This window comes from Serratia liquefaciens, assembly GCF_027594825.1.
Classification (GTDB): Bacteria; Pseudomonadota; Gammaproteobacteria; order Enterobacterales; family Enterobacteriaceae; genus Serratia; species Serratia liquefaciens_A.
On sequence record NZ_CP088930.1, the window covers coordinates 1,974,742 to 1,995,060 of the forward strand.

Consider the following 20,319-nt stretch of genomic DNA (forward strand, 5'->3'; position numbering starts at 1 on the left):
CCCGCCATGACCGTCCCCATTTTGCTGCAGCAACACCAGCTTGATGCCCTGTGGCAGATCGACCGCAGTGAAATTATCGATACCCTCTATCGTCTGCAAGACGGAGAGCTGCGGCCTTATGCCGACTATTACGATGTACGCGGCTGGGATCCGCACGATCGGGAAACCTATACGCCGATCCATGAACAATGCTTTGCCCGCGGTGGCTCGTTTTTCGCTCTGTCAGATCAAGATAAAATTGTTGCCGCGGCGGTGGTAGATACCTTGCCGCGCGGCCCGCAACAGGACTTGCTCCAACTGCTTTTTTTCTACGTCGGTGCCGCCCAGCGCGGTAAAGGACTGGGTAAGATCCTGTTCAACCACTGTCTGCAGCAGGCTGCAAAAGAGGGCGCGCTGGGGTTGTACGTATCTTCTATCCCCAATAAAAACACCGTGGATTTCTACCTGTCGCAGGGCTGCCGCTTGATTGATCAGCCTGATGACGAGCTGTTCGCCCGCGAGCCGGAAGATATCCACCTGGTTTGCTATTGCCGGTAGCCGCCTATTGGGCAATTCGGATCACCGAACGCACGTCGCTTTTCTTGTTCAGATCCCAGACTTCGGCGATCTCTGATAAGCCATGCTCCTGAGTTTCAACCGAAATTTGCCCTGCTGCCGCCAAGACCAGGATTTCACTGGCATACCTTTGCATCTCGGCTATCGGCGGGAAGTTGCCGGTGCCGCTGCCCATGATCTGCAGTTGATTGCTGCGCAGCACCGCCGCCGGCAGGCGGATATCCGGCCCGGCCATCGACCCGACGTTCACCAAACGTATGCCGCGCCCACCGGCGTAGGAAGACAGATCATGGTTGCTAAGCGTCGCAAGCAAGGCTTCGGTCGCGGCACCCCAGATATAGTCGACAATCACCTGATAGCCATGCGGCCCCGCTGCGGCGGCGAAAGCCTGCGTCAATGCAGCCCCTTCCAGCCCAAGATCGACCGTAGCATCAACGTCCAGCGCATCCAGCACGCTCTGACGGCGACCGGCGGCGACAATTCGCCCCGCTCCCGCCTGACGTGCGGCCGCTACCGCCAGCTTACCTGAGGTCCCGGTAGCCCCGATAATCAGCACCGTTTCACCCGCCTGCAACTCGGCACGCCAGTGCAGTGGCAACCAGGCAGCGAATGCCGGGTTAATCAATGCGGCGGCCGTCGCGTCATCCACACCTTTCGGTACCGGTACCGTCCAGGAGGCGAGAGTTCGTTCTGCCAGCGCACCGTGCGGTTGCCGGAAGGAGGCAAAATAGACCCGTTGACCGTCCGGCGCATAGCCAACGCCATCGGTGCCGGGTACGATCGGCAAGCTTTTCGGGCTTGAGTAATGCGTTCCGGCTACTATGGCGCGATCCAATTGCTTGATGCCCGCCACGCTCACCGCGATTAGCGTTTCCCCTTCCCGCGCTACCGGCTCATCCACATTACCGAGTACCGGGGCCTGCCCCAATGCGTTTACGGTTGCTGCTCTCATTTTGGATCCTCATGTCATTTAGGTTGCCCTGCTGCGACAATAAAAAAGGGACAGGGCATCATGCCGTGTCCCCTGATAATACATCTAGCCGAAAAGTGTTATTGATATTCGCTCAGCGGTAATCCGATTAAAAAATCAGAAACGCCAGGTCACGGCAACGTTGCCCTCTAACGAATGGCTGCCCTTGCGTAACAGTTCACTGGAAACGCCGGCGCCCAAAGAGACGGCCTGGTTTAGCTGATACTGCACACCGGCCTGCGCGGCCAACGCATCGCGCCCGGCCAAGGTGCTTTCGCTATCAAAAGCTGAGGCGTTATAGCCCACAAACTGAGCACGCTGACTCAGCTTGTTGTTTAACAACTCATGTTGCCAGCCAAGGCGCAGAGTGGCGGACAGCGCCTGTGAGCCCTGCAATGGCTGCCGATACAGCGCTTCCACACCCAGCGTGCTTTGCAGCGAATCGGCATAACGTCCCTTAATCTGCAGCGACGGCGCGTTACCCAAACCGGACTCCTGGATCGTGCGATGGGTGGTCGCGGTATAGTCCAGCGCTGCCACCGGGCCGAGGCTAAATGCCTCGGTTAACGCAAAATGATAGCCACCGCCCAAGGTTAGTGAACCGTTCCAGGCCGTCCAGTCGCTCTTGCGGGTGCCGCTTATGCCGGCCACATCAAACTGGCGCTTCATCTGATTTTCCTCCGCCCCTAGGCGTCCCAGACCATAGGCAAACGGCCCAACCATGGCATCCTGTGCGTAGTTGAACTGCAAGCCAACATCAAAGGAGGTGCTGTGCGTGCGCGCTCGATCGGCGCTTTTGGCGTTGACCGTTTGCCCGCCGACCGCCGCGTGGAAACCGGTGGTCAGGCCCGGTACCAGCCAGTTACGTTTCTCGGCACCGAACAACACGCCATAACGCGATGCGTTGTAACCGGCGATTGTGCCCGTATTGTTTTGCCAGTTACCGCCGCCGTACGGCAGGGCAAAACTGATCCAATCTTGCTCGTCGCTCGTTGGTGCCAACGTCAAATTGCGCTCCGGTGCGGTCAAGGCACGGGTTAACTGGCGTTCGCGGTCGAATGAGGTCTGAATCAGGCTGTTATAAGCCGACGGCTCCAGCTGCGCCAACGCGCTGTTCACCTGTCGGCCTTCGGGGCTGGAGAAATCCAGCGCGGTCAGTAACGGCCGCAGGTCGTTTCCCGCCGTCGCCGCAGCCCGGGCTAACGCCAGACCCACATTTCGTTCATTCGCATTCTGTGCATATTGGCTGTAGGCCGATACGCCACGGCTCGCGCTGATTTGGTATTGTCCGGCTGCCAACGGAGTAACATGGAAGCTCAGCGTCGGTGATGCCGTCTGAACGCCGAGCTGCTCGAATTCACCGCTGACCTGGCCCAATCGCAACAGAGAAGCGCTGTTCATCTGCCAGCCTGAGGCATACCAGCCTTTTACCGGCATCAACGTCAGGGTTCCGCTTAAGCTGGATTTACCGCTAATTTGTACCCGATCGCCCTGCCCTTGGCCGTCGAACATCAATTGCAAGTGCCCCTGTGGCCCCTGGGAATAATTACCGTCGATCGACAACTGGCCAAAGGGCCCCCCGGCGGTAAGCAAGCCGTTATTGGTGAACAGCCCGGCATCCGACAGCGCGTAGCGGCTATTACCCGCCAATTGGGCACCCGGCTGGATATCCACGCTATAGACCTGATGGTTACCGTTCAGGGTGGTTTTCCCGCCTTCGGCCACCAGCGCCAGGTTTTCCTTACCCCGAATGTTGCCGTTATAGGTGAAATCAAAACCGTTATCCGCCACCGCAGTGACCTGCCCCTGCGCATCTGGCTGCAGGCCGAAGGTCAAGCGAGTCAGACGTGCCTGATTATTTCCATCCCGTTGTGCATAATCGGAAATGATATCGCCCTGAATGTCAGCGCCGCGCATCACGTTAATGGCACCGGCCAATGCATTCACTGACTGGTAGATAGCCGCTTTGGCTCCTTTTAACGAGCCGGTAATATCGAAATTGGACACCAGCGGCGCAGCCCGATATTGGGACAGATCGACGCCCGCCCACTGCCAGATATACGAACCACGGTATTCAGTTTCGTTACCCAGCAGGTTGTTGCCGAAATCCAGCCTTGCGGCGACGCCTTCTTTACCGTTCGCTTCCAGGCTGCCGCGTTGAAGGATATTGTGGCTATCGCCGTATGCCACCAATAAACCGGTGCCGTAATCGCCGTTAGCCTGAACCCGGACGCCGGGTGCAATGCTGAGCGTATTCCCCGCGCCATCTATCCTGATACCCGCAGCGGCAACGCCATCCGCCATGATGTCGGCGCGCTGTTCGACCCGGTTGTTACTGCCGTAGATGTGCAACCCGACTCCCCGTGCTGCGGTATTGGCCTGGCCGTCGAGATACGCAGTGCCAGCCGCGTTGCGTGCAAAATATCCCTGATGGTTGATTACTTCCAGGCCGCTGCCGTAAATCGAGCGGCCAAAGAAGTTACGGCGATCGATGTCATACCCCATGTCCTGCAGCAGCGCTAACTCAGTTTCCATCATGGTGGTGTAATTACGGTAGTTTTGATGGCTCATCAGGCTGCGATCGAGCTCAATGTGCGACATGTAATCATCGTCCAGATCGCCCAGCACATCGAGAATACGTACCGGGACACCCGGCATGGCACCGTCCAACACCTCTTTGACGTGGCTGCCGGCGAAATAGCCGCGATCTTTGCGCACATCAAAGGCAGAAGGATCGTCCGGCCCCTCACACTTATTGCACAAGATAGCCTGCCCCGGCTGCGCCGGATTGCCATTGTCATCAAACAGGTGCGAACTCCAGCTGCCAAACGTCGGGCCAAATTGGGTCACACCATCCGTTACACCGGCTGTGGCGCTAATCCCCAAGGCATGGGCTATTTCATGAAAAAGGGTGACTTCCAGATCGGTACGGTGATCGGTGGGGATCAGTGCCGGCGAAGCCTGGCCAGGGGTAAAATCCATTTTCCCGATCCTGACGACGGCGTGGGCACCGTTGTCCAACTCGCCGGCATCCTGGCCCTGCAACACCGCCTGAAGCTGGGTCAGGCTAAATTCCGCATCGCTGACGTCAGGGCTCAACGCACCGGCCCCCTCATCGTCATAGGTGCCGATGTTAATCACGCCCGGCAATCGGCCCGGCGCAGGCTTGATAATATCGGCCCAGCGTTGCGCGGCGCTGATCACCTGAGCCTTTTGCGCATCATCCAATGCCCAAGAGGCATGCTGGGGGACCCCCTCCTCATTAAAGTAGCTGTCGTCGGCCGGACCGTAGAAATTCAGTTTAAACACCGTTTGACCGCTGTTATTTCGAACCTCGTAGCTCTCGACCGCCTGCGCGGAACAGAGAGGTAAAGCCGCAATGATTGCGATAGCCAACCTTTTCATCGTGCACTCCTTGTCAATGGATCGTCCCTGCAAAATAGTTTGCTGATGACAATTTAGACGTGTGGATGTAAACGCAAATTAAACCGGAGAGAGTCTTAAAAAATAAGGGAGGCAAAGCGCGGGGAAATAAAAAATTGCTAATTAATCAAATGAATCAGTAAGAAAACTCTCAGAGATTAGCCATAAAAAAAGCAGCGCATAATGCGCTGCTTCAAAAGGTAAACCTGCACGAATAAGCTTATTCGTAGTCGCTCATTGGCACGCAGGAACAGAACAGGTTACGATCGCCGTACACGTCATCCAGACGCTTCACGCTCGGCCAGTATTTGTTCTCACGCACGCCGGCAATCGGGAACACCGCCAGCTCACGGCTGTAGGCATGCTGCCAGTCGCTGACCAGCTCCGCCTGCACGTGGGGCGCGTTCACCAGCGGGTTATCTTCCAATGGCCATTCGCCTTTTGCCACCCGATCAATCTCGCCGCGGATCGCCAGCATCGCATCGATAAAGCGATCCAGCTCGACCTTGCTTTCCGACTCGGTTGGCTCAACCATCAGCGTACCCGCCACCGGGAACGACATGGTCGGCGCATGGAAGCCGTAGTCGATCAGACGTTTGGCGATGTCCATTTCGCTGATGCCGGTTTCTTCCTTCAGCGGACGAATATCGAGAATACATTCATGCGCTACGCGGTGATCGCGACCGGTATACAGCACTGGGTAAGCGTCCTTCAAACGGGTCGCAATGTAGTTGGCATTAAGGATTGCCACCTGGCTGGCCTGCTTCAAGCCTTCCGCACCCATCATGCGGATGTACATCCAGCTGATTGGCAGGATAGAAGCGCTGCCGAACGGCGCAGCGGAGACTGCGCCCTGCTGGGTGGTCACACCGTCGATCTGCACCACGCTATGGCCTGGAACGAACGGGGCAAGGTGGGATTTCACGCCGATAGGGCCCATGCCTGGGCCACCGCCGCCGTGAGGGATACAGAAGGTTTTATGCAGGTTAAGGTGCGAAACGTCCGCCCCGATATAACCCGGGGTGGTGATCCCCACCTGAGCATTCATGTTGGCGCCGTCGAGATAGACCTGGCCACCGAACTGATGAACGATCTGGCACACTTCACGAATAGTTTCTTCGTACACGCCGTGGGTCGACGGGTAGGTCACCATGATGCAGGACAGTTCTTCACCCGCCTGTTCTGCCTTGACGCGCAGATCATGCAGATCGATGTTGCCGTTCTTGTCGCAGGCCACCACCACCACGCTCATGCCCGCCATTTGCGCGGAAGCGGGGTTGGTGCCGTGCGCAGAGCTTGGGATCAGGCAAATATGACGGCCCGCTTCATTGCGGCTTTCATGGTAACGACGGATCGCCAGCAAACCGGCGTATTCGCCCTGAGCACCGGAGTTAGGCTGCATGCAAACTGCGTCATAACCGGTCAGTTGCACTAACCACTGCGACAGTTGGCCGATCATTTGCTGGTAACCTGCCGCCTGCTCTGGCGGACAGAATGGGTGCAGTTCGGAGAATTCAGGCCAGGTAATCGGGATCATTTCCGCCGCGGCATTGAGCTTCATGGTGCAGGAGCCCAGCGGGATCATCGCCTGGTTGAGCGCCAGATCCTTGCGTTCCAGACGGTGCATGTAGCGCATCATCTCGGTTTCGCTGTGATAACGATTAAATACCGGGTGAGTCAGGATCGGATCCTTGCGCAGCATGGCAGCCGGGATCGACTGGCTGTTTTTGCTCACGGCAGCGTCCAGCGCGTCGATGTCCAGACCATGGTCGTCGCCCGCCAGCAAGGCAAACAGCGTCTGTACGTCTTCACGGGAGGTGGCTTCGTCCAGCGTAATGCCCACGGCACCGTGAATGTCGGTACGCAAGTTGATGCCGAAGCTCAATGCACGTTCCAGTACGGCAGCCTTGTCCTTCACTTCGACCGTCAGGGTGTCGAACCATGTTTTATGGCGCAATGTCAGCCCGGCTTGTTGCAGCCCGGCGGCCAGAATGTCGGTCAGACGATGGATGCGCCCGGCGATGCGTTGCAGGCCCTGCGGGCCATGGTACACCGCATACAGGCTGGCAATGTTGGCCAGCAGTACCTGCGAGGTACAGATATTCGAGTTGGCTTTTTCGCGGCGGATATGTTGTTCACGGGTTTGCATCGCCATGCGCAGCGCGGTGTTGCCTGCGGCATCGCGGGAAACGCCAATGATACGGCCCGGCATCGAGCGTTTGAACTCGTCGCGACAGGCAAAGAAGGCAGCATGTGGCCCGCCGTAGCCCATCGGCACGCCGAAGCGCTGTGCAGAACCGAACACCACATCGGCGCCCTGTTTGCCCGGTGCGGTCAGCAGCACCAACGCCATAATGTCGGCCGCCACGCTGGTGCCGATTTTACGGTTCTTCAATTCGGCCAGCAGCGCGCTGTAGTCGTGCAGTTCACCGGTGGTGCCTACCTGTTGCAGCAGCACGCCGAACACGCCTTGCAGCTCCAGCACTTTCTCGGCTTTATCCACGATCACTTCGAAACCGAAGGTTTCGGCGCGGGTACGCACCACGTCCAGCGTCTGAGGATGTACGTCATCAGCCACGAAGAAGCGGTTGGCGTCTTTCAGCTTGCTGGCGCGTTTGGCCAGCGCCATCGCTTCGGCCGCCGCAGTGGCTTCGTCCAACAGCGAGGCGGATGCCAGATCCAAACCGGTCAAATCCAGGGTCAGGGTTTGGAAGTTCAACAGCGCCTCAAGACGGCCCTGCGACACTTCCGGCTGATACGGGGTATAAGCGGTGTACCAACCTGGGTTTTCCAGCATGTTGCGCAGGATCACTGGCGGCGTCAGCACCGCGCTGTAACCCATACCGATATAGGATTTGTAGCGCTGATTCTGCGAGGCAATCGCCTTCAGTTCGGCCAGCGCCTGATGTTCAGTTGCCGCATCGCCCACCGGCGGCGGCGCAGGCAGTTGAATGTCTGCCGGCACAATCTGTTGGATCAGCGCGCTGAGCGAGCGTGCGCCCACCGCTTCCAGCAACTGCTGCTGTTGTTCTGCAGAAGAGCCGATGTGGCGTTCGATGAACGCTTCGCTGTGTTCAAGTTGGCTGAGTGTCTGAGTCATTGCTACAAATTCCTGAATTCTGGCGTGGTACGGGATATAGCCTGAACTAAAACGCCCCGGCCGAAAGGCCTGGGGCGTTGCATGGATTACTCGTCGATAGAAGCCTGATAAGCAGCGGCGTCCAGCAGGCTCGCCAGCTCGCCTTCGTCTGAGGCTTTAATCTGGAACAGGAAGCCGTCACCGTAAGGTTCGCTGTTGACCAGCTCCGGGGAGCCTTCCAACTCGCTATTCACCGCCACGATTTCGCCGCTGATTGGCGCGTAAATGTCCGATGCCGCCTTGACGGATTCCGCCACGGCGCAATCTTCACCGGCGGCGACTTTGCGGCCCACTTCTGGCAGATCGACAAACACCATATCGCCCAGCAGTTCCTGCGCGTGTTCGGTGATACCTACGGTGTAAACGCCGTTACCTTCTGAACGAACCCACTCGTGGGAGGATGCGTATTTCAATTCTGTTGGCACATTGCTCATCGCCAGCTACTCCTTCGAAGAAATAAAGAATCAATAAACAAAAATTAATTAATCAGTGACTTACCGGCACGCACAAAGCCAGGTTTGGTGACCCTGACCGGCATTTCGCGGTTGCGGATCTGTACGATGGCCTGTTCGCCGATACCGGCAGGAACGCGGGCCAGGGCGATGCTGAAGCCCAGGGTCGGTGAAAATGAACCGCTGGTGATCACCCCTTCATGCGTCTGACCCGCCGCATCGGTGAAACGTACCGGCAGCTCATTACGTAATACGCCTTTTTCCGTCATGATCAAGCCGACCAGTTGTTCAGTGCCCTGCTCACGCTGTTTTTCCAGCGCGTCACGACCGATGAACTGACGATCCTCCGGCTGCCAGGCGATGGTCCAGCCCATGTTGGCGGCCAGCGGCGAAATACCTTCATCCATCTCCTGACCATACAGGTTCATGCCCGCTTCCAGACGCAGCGTGTCACGCGCACCCAGCCCGGCCGGCTTAACGCCCGCCGCCAGCAGTTGCTGCCAGAAATCTGCCGCCTGCTCTTTCGGCAGAGCGATTTCATAACCTGCTTCGCCGGTATAACCGGTGGTGGCAATAAACAGATCCCCTGCCTGCACGCCGAAGAACGGCTTCATGCCTTCCACCGCGTTTTTTTGTTCCGGGGTAAACAAGGTGGCGGCACGCTCTTTGGCCTGTGGGCCCTGCACTGCAATCAGCGCCAGATCGTCACGCACCGTCAGCGTTACGCCATACGGCGCTGCATGCTCTTCGATCCAGGCCAGGTCTTTATCACGTGTGGCGGAGTTCACCACCAGGCGGAAATAGTCTTCAGTAAAGAAGTAAACGATCAGGTCGTCAATCACGCCGCCGGACGCATTCAGCATGCCGGTGTACAGCGCTTTGCCAGGTTGGGTAAGTTTGGCGACATCGTTCGCCAGCAGGTAACGCAGAAACTCGCGGGTACGGGCACCGCGCAGATCCACAATGGTCATATGGGAGACGTCGAACATACCGGCATCCTGACGCACGGCGTGGTGCTCATCGATCTGGGAGCCATAATGCAGCGGCATCATCCAGCCATGAAAATCTACCATGCGCGCACCGCACGCCACGTGCTGGTCGTACAGTGGGGTTTGCTTTGCCATCTTTTCCCTCATTCCACTCAGAAGCTGAAGATAGGGTGCTGCTACGCAATACGTCAGATTATGGCTCGTGGCCGGATTGCGTGGCGCACTGACTGCCCAACAGAAACGCTGCGTCGAAATTGACAAAAACGGCGGCAAATCGCCGCGACGCAAACGATACCTTTGCCCTGACGTTATCACCGAACGACCACATTAACCATAAGTTAAAATAGGCTTGGCGGCGTTCTGCGCCAGTAAAAAGCCGGGCTAGTGTGCAGAGTTTTAAACTGGAAAACTGCGCTTTAAGGCACAAAACCAACAATTAGAGCACCAAAAATCCGAAGTTATATAACAAACCCACGGCCAGAGACGGAATTTCGACTTTTGATAACCGGTAATGGAATTAGAAAAAGTAATGAGAAAAACAGCCTGAAATTAGATTATTTCAAATGAAGGGTTATATAAGGAAAAGCTATGGGCATAAGGCGCAGATCTGCGCCTTTGGAGAACGGTAACGCTACGGGGAAAAAGAAAGAGAGACCCGGCAGAAGGATCTCTCTCAGGCCGTTATCAGGCCAGCCATTCCGGCAGATCGTTCAGGCCCATGGCCTGACGCACCAGCTTCGGCTTGACGCCCGGCAGGCTGTCAGCCAGCCGCAACCCGACATCGCGCAGCAATTTCTTCGCCGGGTGGTTGCCATCAAACAGTTCGCGGAATCCTTGCATGCTGGCCAGCATGACCGCTGCGCCGTGTTTGCGACGACGCTCGTAGCGACGCAGATACAGGTGCTGACCGATGTCCTTGCCCTGACGTTGCAGGCGGCGCAATTCGGCGATCAGCTCGGCGGCGTCCATAAAGCCCAGATTAACCCCCTGACCGGCCAACGGATGCACGGTATGGGCTGCATCCCCCACCAATGCCAGGCGATGCGCGGCAAAGCTGCGTGCATAGCGCCCGGTCAACGGGAAGGTCTGACGTTCGCTCTCCAACTGGCAGGCGCCAAGGCGCAGATCGAAAGCCATCGCCAACTCACGGTTAAACTGCTCAGGCGCCAGTTGCTTAAGGCGCTCGGCCTCTTCGGGAGCAACCGACCAGACGATGGAGCTTAAATGCGGATCGCTGAACGGCAGAAATGCCAGAATGCCGTCGCCGTGGAATACCTGACGCGCCGTCGCCAAATGCGGCTCTTCGGTGCGGATGGTGGCCACCAACGCATGATGGCGGTAGTCCCAGAAGGTCAACGGAATATCGGCATGCTGGCGCAGCCAGGAATTAGCGCCGTCGGCACCTATTACCAGCCGGGCCGTCAGCATGCGGCCGTCCTCCAGGGTGATAAAAGCGTCGTTTTCGCCCCAGGCCACCTGCTTGAGCGCCGCCGGGGTGATCAGCGTGACATCACTCAGGCTTGCCGCCCGTTTCCACAACGCCTGCTGGATCACCGAGTTTTCAATGATGTGACCGAGGTGGCTGAAGCCGCATTCGTCACCGCGGAAGGCAATCTTGCCGAAGCTGTCGCGATCCCACACTTCCATGGCGTTATAGGCGCTGGCGCGCAGGGTAAGGATCTCGTCCCAGACGCCGATATGCTGCAGCAGGCGCTCGCTGGCGGCATTGATGGCGGATACCCGCAGTGCCGGTTGTGGCTGAGGCGGCGTCATGTCCGGCTGCTGGTACTCCAGCACCGCAACGCGCAGGCCGCTGCCCTGCAAACCGCAAGCCAGTGCCAGCCCCACCATACCGCCACCGGCGATAACCACGTCAAATGATTGCATGCTGCTTAATTTCCTTAAATGACGCGCTGCGCAGTGATTGCCCAGCGCTTTTGGGCGCAACACGCTGCGCCGCTTCTGAATATCGCCTAACGATCTACCCAGCCCAAAGTCCGCTTGGCCAAGGCGTCACGCACCGCCGGCATTTGTGCCATCGCCATCAGACCCAGATTACGCCCGACCACCAAGGGGCCATAACGGTTGGCAAACAGCCGGATCAAACCGTCGGTGACGCCAATCGTCGCTTGCTGATCCTGCTGTCGCCGTTGCTGATAACGGCTTAACAACGCATAGCCGCCGGGATCTTCTCCGTCCTGCTGTGCCTGAGCCAGCGTTTCCGCCAGCGACATCACGTCGCGCAGGCCGAGGTTGAACCCCTGACCGGCGATAGGATGCAGCGTCTGGGCAGCATTCCCCACCAGGGCCAAGCGATGGCTGACGTGCTGGTTGGCGGTCAGCAGGCTGAGCGGGTAGCTGTGACGCTTACCGGCACGCAGGACTCGCCCCAATCGCCAGCCAAACGCCTGCTGCAATTCACTGATAAAGCGTGCATCGTCCCACGCATCAACCTGTTCACGATCTTCGCGTGCATGGCACCACACCAATGAGCTACGTCCCTGGGACATTGGCAACAATGCCAAAGGCCCATAGCGAGTGAAACGCTCAAAGGCACGCCCTTGCGGATGCACCGCCGTGGTTACGTTGGCGATGGTGGCAAACTGCGGATAATCATTTTGCTGCCATTGCAGGTTGCAGGCCTGCGCCAGCGCCGAGCGCGAGCCGTCTGCCGCCACCAGCAGCTTCCCGCTGATGCGCCGCCCGTTATCCAGCAGCACTTCAGCCTGCTCCGCCGTACGCACCACATCGACCACTCTGGCCGGGCAATGCAGCGTGACGCCGGGTGCCTTGGCCAGCAGCGCGAACAACCGTTGGCCGGCGTCATGCAGTTCAATCACCTGCCCGAGCGCGTCAACCTGATAATCTTGCGCGTACAGATTAACGAAACCCGCGTGACCGCGATCGCTGACGTGTACCTGGGTAATGGCCGTCGCGCAATCTCGCAACGCCGGCCAAACGCCGATACGCGTCAGCTGTTGGCAGGTGCCCTGCGCCAAGGCAATGGCGCGGGCGTCAAACCCCGGATGGCTACGATCGTCCGGTCGGGTGGCTTCGACCAGATCAACCGCCATTCTTCCCTGAGTGAGCGATGAAATGGCCAGCGCCAAGGTCGCGCCCGCCATGCCGCCGCCAACAATAATTACGCTCATGCCGTTACCTTGCCGCCGCCATCAGTGCTTCGATGGCGTCAGCGTCTTTCACTACGCTGGCGGTCAGGTTTTCATTACCGTTGGCAGTGATCACAATATCATCTTCAATACGAATGCCCATGCCGCGGTACTCTTCCGGCACGTCGGCATCCGGCGCGATGTACAGCCCTGGCTCGACGGTAAACACCATGCCCGGCTCCAGCGTGCGGTCGCGGTTTGGCGTACCGTAATGCCCAACGTCGTGCACATCCAGCCCCAGCCAGTGGCCAAGTCCATGCATGTAGAACTGACGATGGGCCTGTTCGGCAATCAGTTGCTCCACTTCGCCCTTCAGGATCCCCAGCTCCACCAGCCCGGTAATCATGATGCGTACCACCTCATCATTGACCTCACGGATACTGGTACCCGGTTTGAACAACTCCAGGGCACGCGTCAGCGATGCCAGCACGATGTCATACACCGCGCGCTGTGGCCGGCTGAACTTGCCGTTGACCGGGAAGGTCCGGGTGATGTCGCCCGCGTAGCCTTTATACTCACAGCCGGCATCGACCAGTACCAGATCGCCATCGCGCAATTCACTTTCATTTTCGGTGTAGTGCAGAATGCAGGCGTTGTCACCGCCGCCGACAATGGTGTTATAAGACGGATAACGAGCGCCAAAGCGGGTAAATTCGTGATGAATTTCCGCTTCAAGCTGGTATTCGAACATGCCGGGACGGCATTTCTGCATCGCGCGGGTATGGGCCAGCGCGCTGATTTCACCGGCGCGGCGCATGATCGCCAACTCTTCAGACGATTTGAACAGGCGCATTTCATGCAGCCACGGACGCCAATCGGTCACGGTCGCCGGCGCCTGAAGATTCTGGCGGAAGCCCTTGCGCAGCTTGTCCAGCGCGTCGAACAGGATTTTATCGGCGTAGTCGTATTGGCCCTGCCCGTGGTAAACCACGTCCAGGCCATTGAGCAGCAGGGGTAATTGATCGTTGATTTCATCGAACGGCAGCGCGCGGTCCACGCCCAGCTTCGCCGGAGCGGCTTCCTGCCCCAGGCGACGGCCAAACCAGATTTCCGCCGTCAGGTCGCGCACCCGGTTGAACAGCACGCTGTGGTTGTGCGTTTCGTCACTCTTGACCAGAATCAACACCGAACCCGGTTCGTTGAAGCCGGTCAGGTACCAGAAATCGCTGTTCTGACGGTAGGGATATTCGGTATCTGCACTGCGCGTAGCTTCCGGCGCAGAGAAAATAATTGCCGCGCTGGCCGGAGCCATTTTCGCCAACAGCGCCTGACGGCGGCCGTTGAATTCCTGCTGAGTCATCACCTTCTCCTGAAATCAATCTGCCTGTGCTCACGGCCGCTAAGGACGTGAAATCGGGTGTTTAGTGCAAGGTCGGTTTGGCATTTTCCGGCGCCGTCGGCTTATGGCGGGTAAATTCGGTGTGGCACAAAATGGCCGCCACGCGCACGTACTCCACCACTTCTTCCAGAGAGTGCTCAAGCTCTTCCTGGTCTTCGTCTTCGTCATAACCGAGCTGAGCGATATTACGCAGATCGTCGATCGCCTCGCCCACTTCGTCTTTCACCTGTGCCAGCTTCGGCTGCATCATGCCCAGCCCCAGCAGGAAATGATTCACCCAACCGGCCAGCGCATCGGCGCGATCGAACACGCTGACGGTTTCGCCTTCCGGCATCATCAGTTGGAACATGAAGTCGTCGTCTTCCAGCGTTTCACGCGTAATTTCATGAAGTTGCTGCAATGGCAGGCTCAGCGCCTGCGGGAAGGCCACGCCTTCATTGGTCAGATCATAGACCAGCGATTGCCAGCCGGCGTCGCGGCTGCCACCGCACAGCAGGCCGCTGATCAGGCCGTGCATTTCTGCTGCGGTTAACGCCACCGCTTGCTGGTTAAGGGCAACGGTCAAAGATTGGTAACTTGGAAATGTATTCTGTATAGACATGCGCATTCGTCATCGTTGGCAGGATAAGTTCGTGTTATGCTACCACCAAGGTCCGTCGCTGTACCAGATAAGCGCGACACCTCAGTGGCTAGTTATAATCGTGATGTGTCAGAACTCACACGCTGCCAGCAGGGGACGAAATGACGCTAAATACGCATTTTGAAACCCTTTTTTGACTGGTAATGTCTGACGCAGTAGATTACAACCAGGTACTGAAAAAGGGGTTGTATCTTGGTACCGAGGTATATATAGTGGCGCCCGCTTTGGTAGGCCCGGTCAGGGCAAGCTGGGGCTGGCGCGAAATTTAGGCAGGAAGGTGGCATGTCTGCACAACCGGTAGATATTCAAATTTTTGGTCGCTCTTTAAGAGTCAATTGCCCGCCAGAACAACAAGATGCGTTGAACATGGCCGCGGTCGATCTTAACGAACGGTTGCAAGATCTTAAAATTCGCACTAGAGTCACAAATACTGAGCAGCTCGTTTTCATCGCAGCATTGAACGTTTGTCATGAACTTGCTCAAGAACGGTTGAAAACCCGTGATTATGCGTCCAATATGGAACAACGCATTCGCATGCTGCAACAGACCATTGAACAGGCTTTGCTTGAACAGGGTCGCATCTCTGAACGTCAGGATGCACAATTCGAATAACTTAAGTTGCTGAAACCTCGGGTTTTGGCAATGAGTAAAAAATTTCTCTGAGATGTTCGCCAGCGGGCCAGTCCCCTGAGCCGATATTTAGTACCAACAGAATGTGATGATCCGCGATCGGTGTGCATGCTCGGCCCGCCGAGAAGCCTTAAGATTGCGACAGCACGTTCACCTTGAACCATGGGTTCAAGGGTTACAGCCTGCGACGGCATCTCGGAGATTCCCCCTTCCTCAGCGGTATGTGTGCTGACTATGTCTTTTCAAGCCCAGAATGCCCAGCAGCGGCAAAACATCCGAAGCCAAATCCGTCAGCGTAGACGCGCCTTAACGCCTGAACAACAACAACAATTTTCCCTGCAGATAGCCGAACGCATTGCTGCACATCCACGCGTCCTGGCGGCACAGAACATCGCGGTATTTTTGTCTTTCGACGGTGAATTGAATACCCGCCCGTTGATTGAGCGCCTGTGGCAGCTAGGCAAACAGGTTTATCTTCCGGTCCTGCACCCGTTCAGCCCCGGTAATCTGCTGTTCCTGCATTACACTCCTGAAACGCCGCTGGTGAACAACCGCTTCAATATTCTTGAGCCGCAACTCGACGTGCGCCAGGTGCTGCCACTGAGTTCGCTCGATGTGGTACTGACGCCGCTGGTGGCCTTTGACCGTACAGGCCAGCGTTTGGGGATGGGGGGTGGCTTCTACGATCGCACCCTGCAAAATTGGCAGCACCGCGGCCCTTATCCGATAGGCTTGGCCCATGACTGCCAGCAGGTCGAACAGGTGCCGGTGGAACACTGGGATATTCCGCTGCCGGAGATTATTACCCCCGCACAGAATTGGGTGTGGCAGATCGTTAAATAGCAAAAGGCCGGATAAATCCGGCCTTTTCAGTGACAGCACATTCAATCAGAACAGCAAGCGAGCACGGATAGTGCCGTCAATCGCCTTCATACGTTGCAATGCCGCATCGGCACGCTCGGTTTCCGCTTCAATGTCGATCACCACATAGCCGATTTCCGGACCGGTTTGCAGGTACTGCGCGGCGATGTTCACCCCTTCTTCAGCGAAGATCTGGTTAATCTGCGTCAGTACACCCGGACGGTTTTCATGGATGTGCAGCAGGCGACTGGCATTAGGCCCGTGCGCCGGCAGGGACACTTCCGGGAAGTTAACCGCCGACAGGGTTGAACCGTTGTCGGAATATTTCGCCAGCTTGCCGGCCACTTCGTCACCGATATTCTCCTGTGCTTCCTGAGTGGAGCCGCCAATGTGCGGGGTCAGGATCACATTATCGAACTCGCAAAGCGGTGAGTTGAATGGCTCGCTGTTGGTCGCAGGCTCTTCCGGGAAGACGTCGATCGCCGCGCCGGCCAAGTGCTTGCTGGCCAATACCTTGCACAACTCGGGAATATCCACCACGGTGCCGCGCGAAGCGTTGATCAGAATCGAGCCCGGTTTCATCAGCGCCAGTTCTTCTGCACCCATCATGTTTTTGGTCGACAGGGTTTCCGGCACGTGCAGCGTCACCACGTCGCTCATATTGAGCAAGTCGGACAGGTGGCGCACCTGCTGGGCATTGCCCAACGGCAGCTTGTTCTCGATATCGTAGAAGAACACCTTCATGCCCAGGCCTTCGGCCAGGATGCCCAGTTGGGTACCGATATGGCCGTAGCCGATAATCCCCAACTTCTTGCCGCGCGCTTCAAACGAGCCCACGGCCAATTTTTGCCATTCGCCGCGGTGCGCCTTGGCGTTGGCGGATGGAATGCCGCGCAGCATCAGCAGCAGTTCGCCCAGCACCATTTCGGCCACGGATCGGGTATTAGAGAAAGGTGCGTTAAACACCGGAACGCCGCGTTTGGTCGCTGCCTTCAGATCAACCTGGTTAGTGCCGATACAGAAACACCCTACCGCCACCAGCTTTTCTGCCGCGGCGAAGACTTCTTCGGTCAGATGCGTACGCGATCGGATGCCGACGAAGTGAGCATCGCGGATGGATGCCTTAAGCGCTTCGGTGTCTAACGCACCTTTGTGATATTCAATGTTGGTATATCCGGCTGCCAGCAGATTATCTACCGTGCTCTGATGAACCCCTTCCACCAACAGGAATTTAATCCTGTCTTTCTCCAATGATACTTTTGCCATTTACCCGACCCTATGTTCAGACTTCAGAAGCGGCTGTTGTTAACAGCACGCATCCAACATAACAAAAATAACGCGGGCGGCAATACAAACGATTGCCCGCCCGTCAGTACAAGGCTCAGCGATGTTGGCGGTTTCTGGCAGAAAATGCCAAAGGGAAAGAAATAGACAGAAGCTTTGTGGAGCTAACGCTGACAATGTGACATATGTCACCAAATTTGGCGCTTTAAAGAAAAGATATTTTAGCCAGTGAATTATGCGGTTCGCTGGGATCCAAGACCGTATCCCAGAGGGGCGCCATGGCGACGCCCCTGCTAACACATTCGGTTATTCGACGACTTTCACACCTTCAGGCGTGCCGACCAACGCCACATCGGCGCCTCGGTTGGCGAACAACCCCACGGTCACCACGCCGGCGATACCGTTGATTTTGTTTTCCAGCGCGATGGCGTCGACGATGCTCAGGTTGTGCACATCGAGGATCACGTTGCCGTTATCGGTCAGCACATTCTGGCGGTACTCCGGCAGTCCGCCCAGCTTCACCAACTCACGCGCCACATAGGAACGCGCCATCGGGATCACTTCGACCGGCAACGGGAACTTGCCCAGCACATCGACCTGCTTGCTGGCATCGACGATGCAGATAAACTTGCGCGCGATGGCGGCAATGATTTTTTCGCGTGTCAACGCGGCACCGCCGCCTTTGATCATCTGCATCTGGCGGTTGATTTCATCCGCGCCATCGACATAAATATCCAGCGAATCCACTTCATTGCTGTCGAACACGTGGATGCCGAGGCTTTTCAGCTTGGCGGTGGAGGCGTCGGAGCTGGACACCGCCCCTTCGATCTGGTGCTTGATTGAGCCAAGCGCATCAATAAAGTGGGCTGCGGTGGAGCCGGTACCTACCCCAACGATGGTGCCAGGGGTTACGTAATCCAGCGCGGCCCAGCCAACCGCTTTTTTCAGTTCATCCTGCGTCATAATATGTCCATTGCCTCTGTACGAAAACGTGTGCGTATTATAGGGTAAATCGCTATTTTTCACTCAGGCAGGATCACACTTCTTCACCCTAAGCCGCATTTTTAGGCGCGTCGCGGTAAAGTCGCGCGGTGATTTTCCACCTGTAAAACACCTCAGATGTGGCATAGTGCCTGTATCTATTACTGTAAGGGATATCTTTCCGATGAAACGCCCAGACTATCGAACGCTGCAAGCGCTGGACGCGGTGATCCGTGAGCGCGGCTTTGAGCGCGCCGCGCAAAAGCTTTGCATCACCCAATCGGCAGTATCCCAGCGCATCAAGCAGTTGGAAAACCTGTTCGGCCAACCGCTGCTGGTGCGCACCGTACCGCCGCGCCCGACCGAGCAGGGTCAAAAATTGCTGGCGCTGCTGCACCAGGTTGAGTTGCTGGAAGAAGAGTGGCTGGGCAACGACACCGGTATCGACACGCCGTTGCTGCTGTCGCTGGCGGTCAACGCCGACAGCCTGGCCACCTGGCTGCTGCCGGCGCTAAAACCGGTACTGACGGACTCCCCTATCCGCCTGAACCTGCAGGTGGAAGACGAAACCCGTACCCAGGAACGCCTGCGTCGCGGTGAAGTGGTAGGCGCGGTGAGTATCCAACCGCAGCCGCTGCCGAGCTGCCTGGTCGACCGGTTGGGCGCGCTGGACTATCTGTTTGTCGCCTCGAAAGGTTTTGCCGAGCGCTACTTCCCGAACGGCGTCACACGTTCTGCGCTGCTGAAAGCGCCGGCGGTGGCGTTCGACCATCTCGATGACATGCACCAGGCTTTCCTGCAGCAGAACTTTGATCTGTCGCCGGGCAGCGTTCCCTGCCATATCGTGAACTCATCGGAAGCCTTCGTGCAGTTGGCTCGTCAGGGCACCACCTGCTGTATGATCCCGCATCTGCAGATTGAGAGAGAGTTGGAATCGGGCGAGCTTATCGACCTGACACCGGGTCTGTTCCAGCGCCGCATGCTGTTCTGGCACCGCTTCGCGCCGGAAAGCCGCATGATGCGTAAAGTGACCGATGCCCTGCTGGAGCACGGTCGCCAGGTTCTGCGTCAGGATTAAAAGGGGAAAAGGTTCGCCGCGGCGAACCTTTTTTACTGAATACGGCCTGTGTTACTGCGCCGCGTTGCGCTGCAGCTCGAACACCACATCAACCTGATCGTCAAAGTGAATGCTCTGCTGTTCGTAGGTTTGCGCCACGTCGCTTTCCGCAGCGGCTCCCGCCGATTTGTACATGCGCGCTACCGGCATTGGCTGATAGTTGGCAACATGATAACGAATGCTGTAAACCGGCCCCAGTTTCGCGTTAAAGCCTTTCGCCAGTGAAGCCGCCTGCTGCGTGGCGTTCTCGATGGCTTTCTGACGCGCCTGTTCGCGGTAAACATCCGGTTTGGCTACGCCAAGCTCAACGGCGCGGATCTCGTTGAGGCCGGACTTCAACGCCCCGTCCAGCAGTTCGTTCAACTTATCCAACTGACGCAGCGTAACCTGTACCTGGCGTACGGCACGGTAGCCTTTCAGCACCGACTCACCGGTTTTCAGGTAATCGTATTCCGGTTGAGTGCGCAGGTTAGCCGCGCTGATGTCTTTCTTCTCGATATTGTTTTTCTGCAGGAAATCAAAATATTGCGCTACGCGCTCATCAACCTGCTTCTTCGCCTGCGCAGCGTCTTTAGAAGAGACGCTGACCTCGATCGCCAGGGTGGCGATATCTGGAGTGGCATCAACGCTTGATGTGCCAGAAGTCACCACGTGCGGCCCTTCCGGCACTTCCGCCGCTTGCAGCGCCAGCGGTAACGTCCCTAATCCAATCATTGCGGCCATAGCCAATGCTTTAAGCTTCACAGAGTCTCCTTGATGACAGGCTGTA

At 57.3% G+C, this 20,319-nt stretch carries 16 protein-coding genes and 1 other RNA gene; 5 read left to right on the forward strand and 12 right to left on the reverse strand.

Going from position 1 to position 20,319, the window contains the following annotated elements:
- Window positions 1–6 precede the first annotated feature (6 nt).
- On the forward strand, window positions 7–537 hold the full coding sequence (locus tag LQ945_RS09015; RefSeq protein ID WP_270102729.1) for a GNAT family N-acetyltransferase: 531 nt from the start codon (window positions 7–9) through the stop codon (window positions 535–537).
- A 4-nt stretch (window positions 538–541) separates the two neighbouring features.
- Here LQ945_RS09015 and LQ945_RS09020 read toward each other — a convergent pair whose 3' ends face one another.
- The 9 genes from LQ945_RS09020 to LQ945_RS09060 form a co-directional block, all read right to left on the reverse strand.
- Entirely contained in the window at window positions 542–1,507 is a 966-nt protein-coding gene (locus LQ945_RS09020) for a zinc-binding alcohol dehydrogenase family protein (protein ID WP_270102730.1), read from the reverse strand.
- Between the two features lie 135 nt (window positions 1,508–1,642).
- Window positions 1,643–4,930: an autotransporter outer membrane beta-barrel domain-containing protein gene (locus tag LQ945_RS09025; protein ID WP_270102731.1), complete on the reverse strand. Its 3,288-nt coding sequence runs from the start codon at window positions 4,928–4,930 to the stop codon at window positions 1,643–1,645.
- A 238-nt stretch (window positions 4,931–5,168) separates the two neighbouring features.
- Complete coding sequence (gene gcvP / locus LQ945_RS09030) at window positions 5,169–8,048, reverse strand: aminomethyl-transferring glycine dehydrogenase (RefSeq protein WP_270102732.1); 2,880 nt, start codon at window positions 8,046–8,048, stop codon at window positions 5,169–5,171.
- Window positions 8,049–8,134: 86 nt separating this feature from the next.
- A complete protein-coding gene (gene gcvH / locus LQ945_RS09035) occupies window positions 8,135–8,521 on the reverse strand; it encodes a glycine cleavage system protein GcvH (protein WP_044553267.1) in 387 nt (128 codons plus the stop codon).
- 44 nt (window positions 8,522–8,565) lie between these two features.
- A complete protein-coding gene (gcvT, locus tag LQ945_RS09040) occupies window positions 8,566–9,663 on the reverse strand; it encodes a glycine cleavage system aminomethyltransferase GcvT (RefSeq protein ID WP_044553268.1) in 1,098 nt (365 codons plus the stop codon).
- 549 nt (window positions 9,664–10,212) lie between these two features.
- Window positions 10,213–11,415, reverse strand: a complete 1,203-nt coding sequence (gene ubiI / locus LQ945_RS09045) for an FAD-dependent 2-octaprenylphenol hydroxylase (RefSeq protein ID WP_270102733.1) — start codon at window positions 11,413–11,415, stop codon at window positions 10,213–10,215.
- 86 nt (window positions 11,416–11,501) lie between these two features.
- Window positions 11,502–12,680, reverse strand: coding sequence for a 2-octaprenyl-6-methoxyphenyl hydroxylase (ubiH, locus tag LQ945_RS09050; RefSeq protein WP_270102734.1), 1,179 nt, complete (start codon window positions 12,678–12,680; stop codon window positions 11,502–11,504).
- A gap of 4 nt (window positions 12,681–12,684) precedes the next feature.
- A complete protein-coding gene (gene pepP, locus LQ945_RS09055) occupies window positions 12,685–13,998 on the reverse strand; it encodes a Xaa-Pro aminopeptidase (protein ID WP_270102735.1) in 1,314 nt (437 codons plus the stop codon).
- A gap of 61 nt (window positions 13,999–14,059) precedes the next feature.
- Window positions 14,060–14,638 (reverse strand): YecA family protein, encoded by a 579-nt coding sequence (locus tag LQ945_RS09060; RefSeq protein WP_041414927.1) that lies wholly within the window; start codon window positions 14,636–14,638, stop codon window positions 14,060–14,062.
- 321 nt (window positions 14,639–14,959) lie between these two features.
- On the opposite strand from LQ945_RS09060, the gene zapA reads away from it, so the two are divergent.
- The 3 genes from zapA to LQ945_RS09075 all read left to right on the forward strand — a co-directional run bounded on the left by zapA (window position 14,960) and on the right by LQ945_RS09075 (window position 16,150).
- Complete coding sequence (zapA, locus tag LQ945_RS09065; RefSeq protein ID WP_270102736.1) at window positions 14,960–15,289, forward strand: cell division protein ZapA; 330 nt, start codon at window positions 14,960–14,962, stop codon at window positions 15,287–15,289.
- 41 nt (window positions 15,290–15,330) lie between these two features.
- Window positions 15,331–15,513, forward strand: a non-coding RNA gene (gene ssrS / locus LQ945_RS09070) — 6S RNA.
- A gap of 28 nt (window positions 15,514–15,541) precedes the next feature.
- Complete coding sequence (locus LQ945_RS09075) at window positions 15,542–16,150, forward strand: 5-formyltetrahydrofolate cyclo-ligase (RefSeq protein WP_270102737.1); 609 nt, start codon at window positions 15,542–15,544, stop codon at window positions 16,148–16,150.
- A 45-nt stretch (window positions 16,151–16,195) separates the two neighbouring features.
- Here the strand turns inward: LQ945_RS09075 and serA are convergent, their stop codons facing one another.
- Together serA and rpiA are read right to left on the reverse strand one after the other, a co-directional pair.
- A complete protein-coding gene (gene serA / locus LQ945_RS09080; RefSeq protein WP_262239646.1) occupies window positions 16,196–17,434 on the reverse strand; it encodes a phosphoglycerate dehydrogenase in 1,239 nt (412 codons plus the stop codon).
- A 324-nt stretch (window positions 17,435–17,758) separates the two neighbouring features.
- On the reverse strand, window positions 17,759–18,415 hold the full coding sequence (gene rpiA, locus LQ945_RS09085) for a ribose-5-phosphate isomerase RpiA (protein ID WP_020828502.1): 657 nt from the start codon (window positions 18,413–18,415) through the stop codon (window positions 17,759–17,761).
- 202 nt (window positions 18,416–18,617) lie between these two features.
- Between rpiA and LQ945_RS09090 the strand changes: the two genes are divergently transcribed.
- A complete protein-coding gene (locus LQ945_RS09090) occupies window positions 18,618–19,511 on the forward strand; it encodes a LysR family transcriptional regulator ArgP (RefSeq protein ID WP_044553276.1) in 894 nt (297 codons plus the stop codon).
- Between the two features lie 51 nt (window positions 19,512–19,562).
- Here LQ945_RS09090 and LQ945_RS09095 read toward each other — a convergent pair whose 3' ends face one another.
- Complete coding sequence (locus LQ945_RS09095; protein WP_071827052.1) at window positions 19,563–20,294, reverse strand: oxidative stress defense protein; 732 nt, start codon at window positions 20,292–20,294, stop codon at window positions 19,563–19,565.
- Window positions 20,295–20,319 lie beyond the last annotated feature (25 nt).

Coding starts and splice junctions, on each gene's coding strand:
- LQ945_RS09015 (WP_270102729.1), top strand. CDS start 7: ATGACCGTCCCCATTTTGCTGCAGCAACACCAGCTTGATGCCCTGTGG.
- LQ945_RS09020 (WP_270102730.1), bottom strand. CDS start 1,507: ATGAGAGCAGCAACCGTAAACGCATTGGGGCAGGCCCCGGTACTCGGT.
- LQ945_RS09025 (WP_270102731.1), bottom strand. CDS start 4,930: ATGAAAAGGTTGGCTATCGCAATCATTGCGGCTTTACCTCTCTGTTCC.
- gcvP (WP_270102732.1), bottom strand. CDS start 8,048: ATGACTCAGACACTCAGCCAACTTGAACACAGCGAAGCGTTCATCGAA.
- gcvH (WP_044553267.1), bottom strand. CDS start 8,521: ATGAGCAATGTGCCAACAGAATTGAAATACGCATCCTCCCACGAGTGG.
- gcvT (WP_044553268.1), bottom strand. CDS start 9,663: ATGGCAAAGCAAACCCCACTGTACGACCAGCACGTGGCGTGCGGTGCG.
- ubiI (WP_270102733.1), bottom strand. CDS start 11,415: ATGCAATCATTTGACGTGGTTATCGCCGGTGGCGGTATGGTGGGGCTG.
- ubiH (WP_270102734.1), bottom strand. CDS start 12,680: ATGAGCGTAATTATTGTTGGCGGCGGCATGGCGGGCGCGACCTTGGCG.
- pepP (WP_270102735.1), bottom strand. CDS start 13,998: ATGACTCAGCAGGAATTCAACGGCCGCCGTCAGGCGCTGTTGGCGAAA.
- LQ945_RS09060 (WP_041414927.1), bottom strand. CDS start 14,638: ATGTCTATACAGAATACATTTCCAAGTTACCAATCTTTGACCGTTGCC.
- zapA (WP_270102736.1), top strand. CDS start 14,960: ATGTCTGCACAACCGGTAGATATTCAAATTTTTGGTCGCTCTTTAAGA.
- LQ945_RS09075 (WP_270102737.1), top strand. CDS start 15,542: ATGTCTTTTCAAGCCCAGAATGCCCAGCAGCGGCAAAACATCCGAAGC.
- serA (WP_262239646.1), bottom strand. CDS start 17,434: ATGGCAAAAGTATCATTGGAGAAAGACAGGATTAAATTCCTGTTGGTG.
- rpiA (WP_020828502.1), bottom strand. CDS start 18,415: ATGACGCAGGATGAACTGAAAAAAGCGGTTGGCTGGGCCGCGCTGGAT.
- LQ945_RS09090 (WP_044553276.1), top strand. CDS start 18,618: ATGAAACGCCCAGACTATCGAACGCTGCAAGCGCTGGACGCGGTGATC.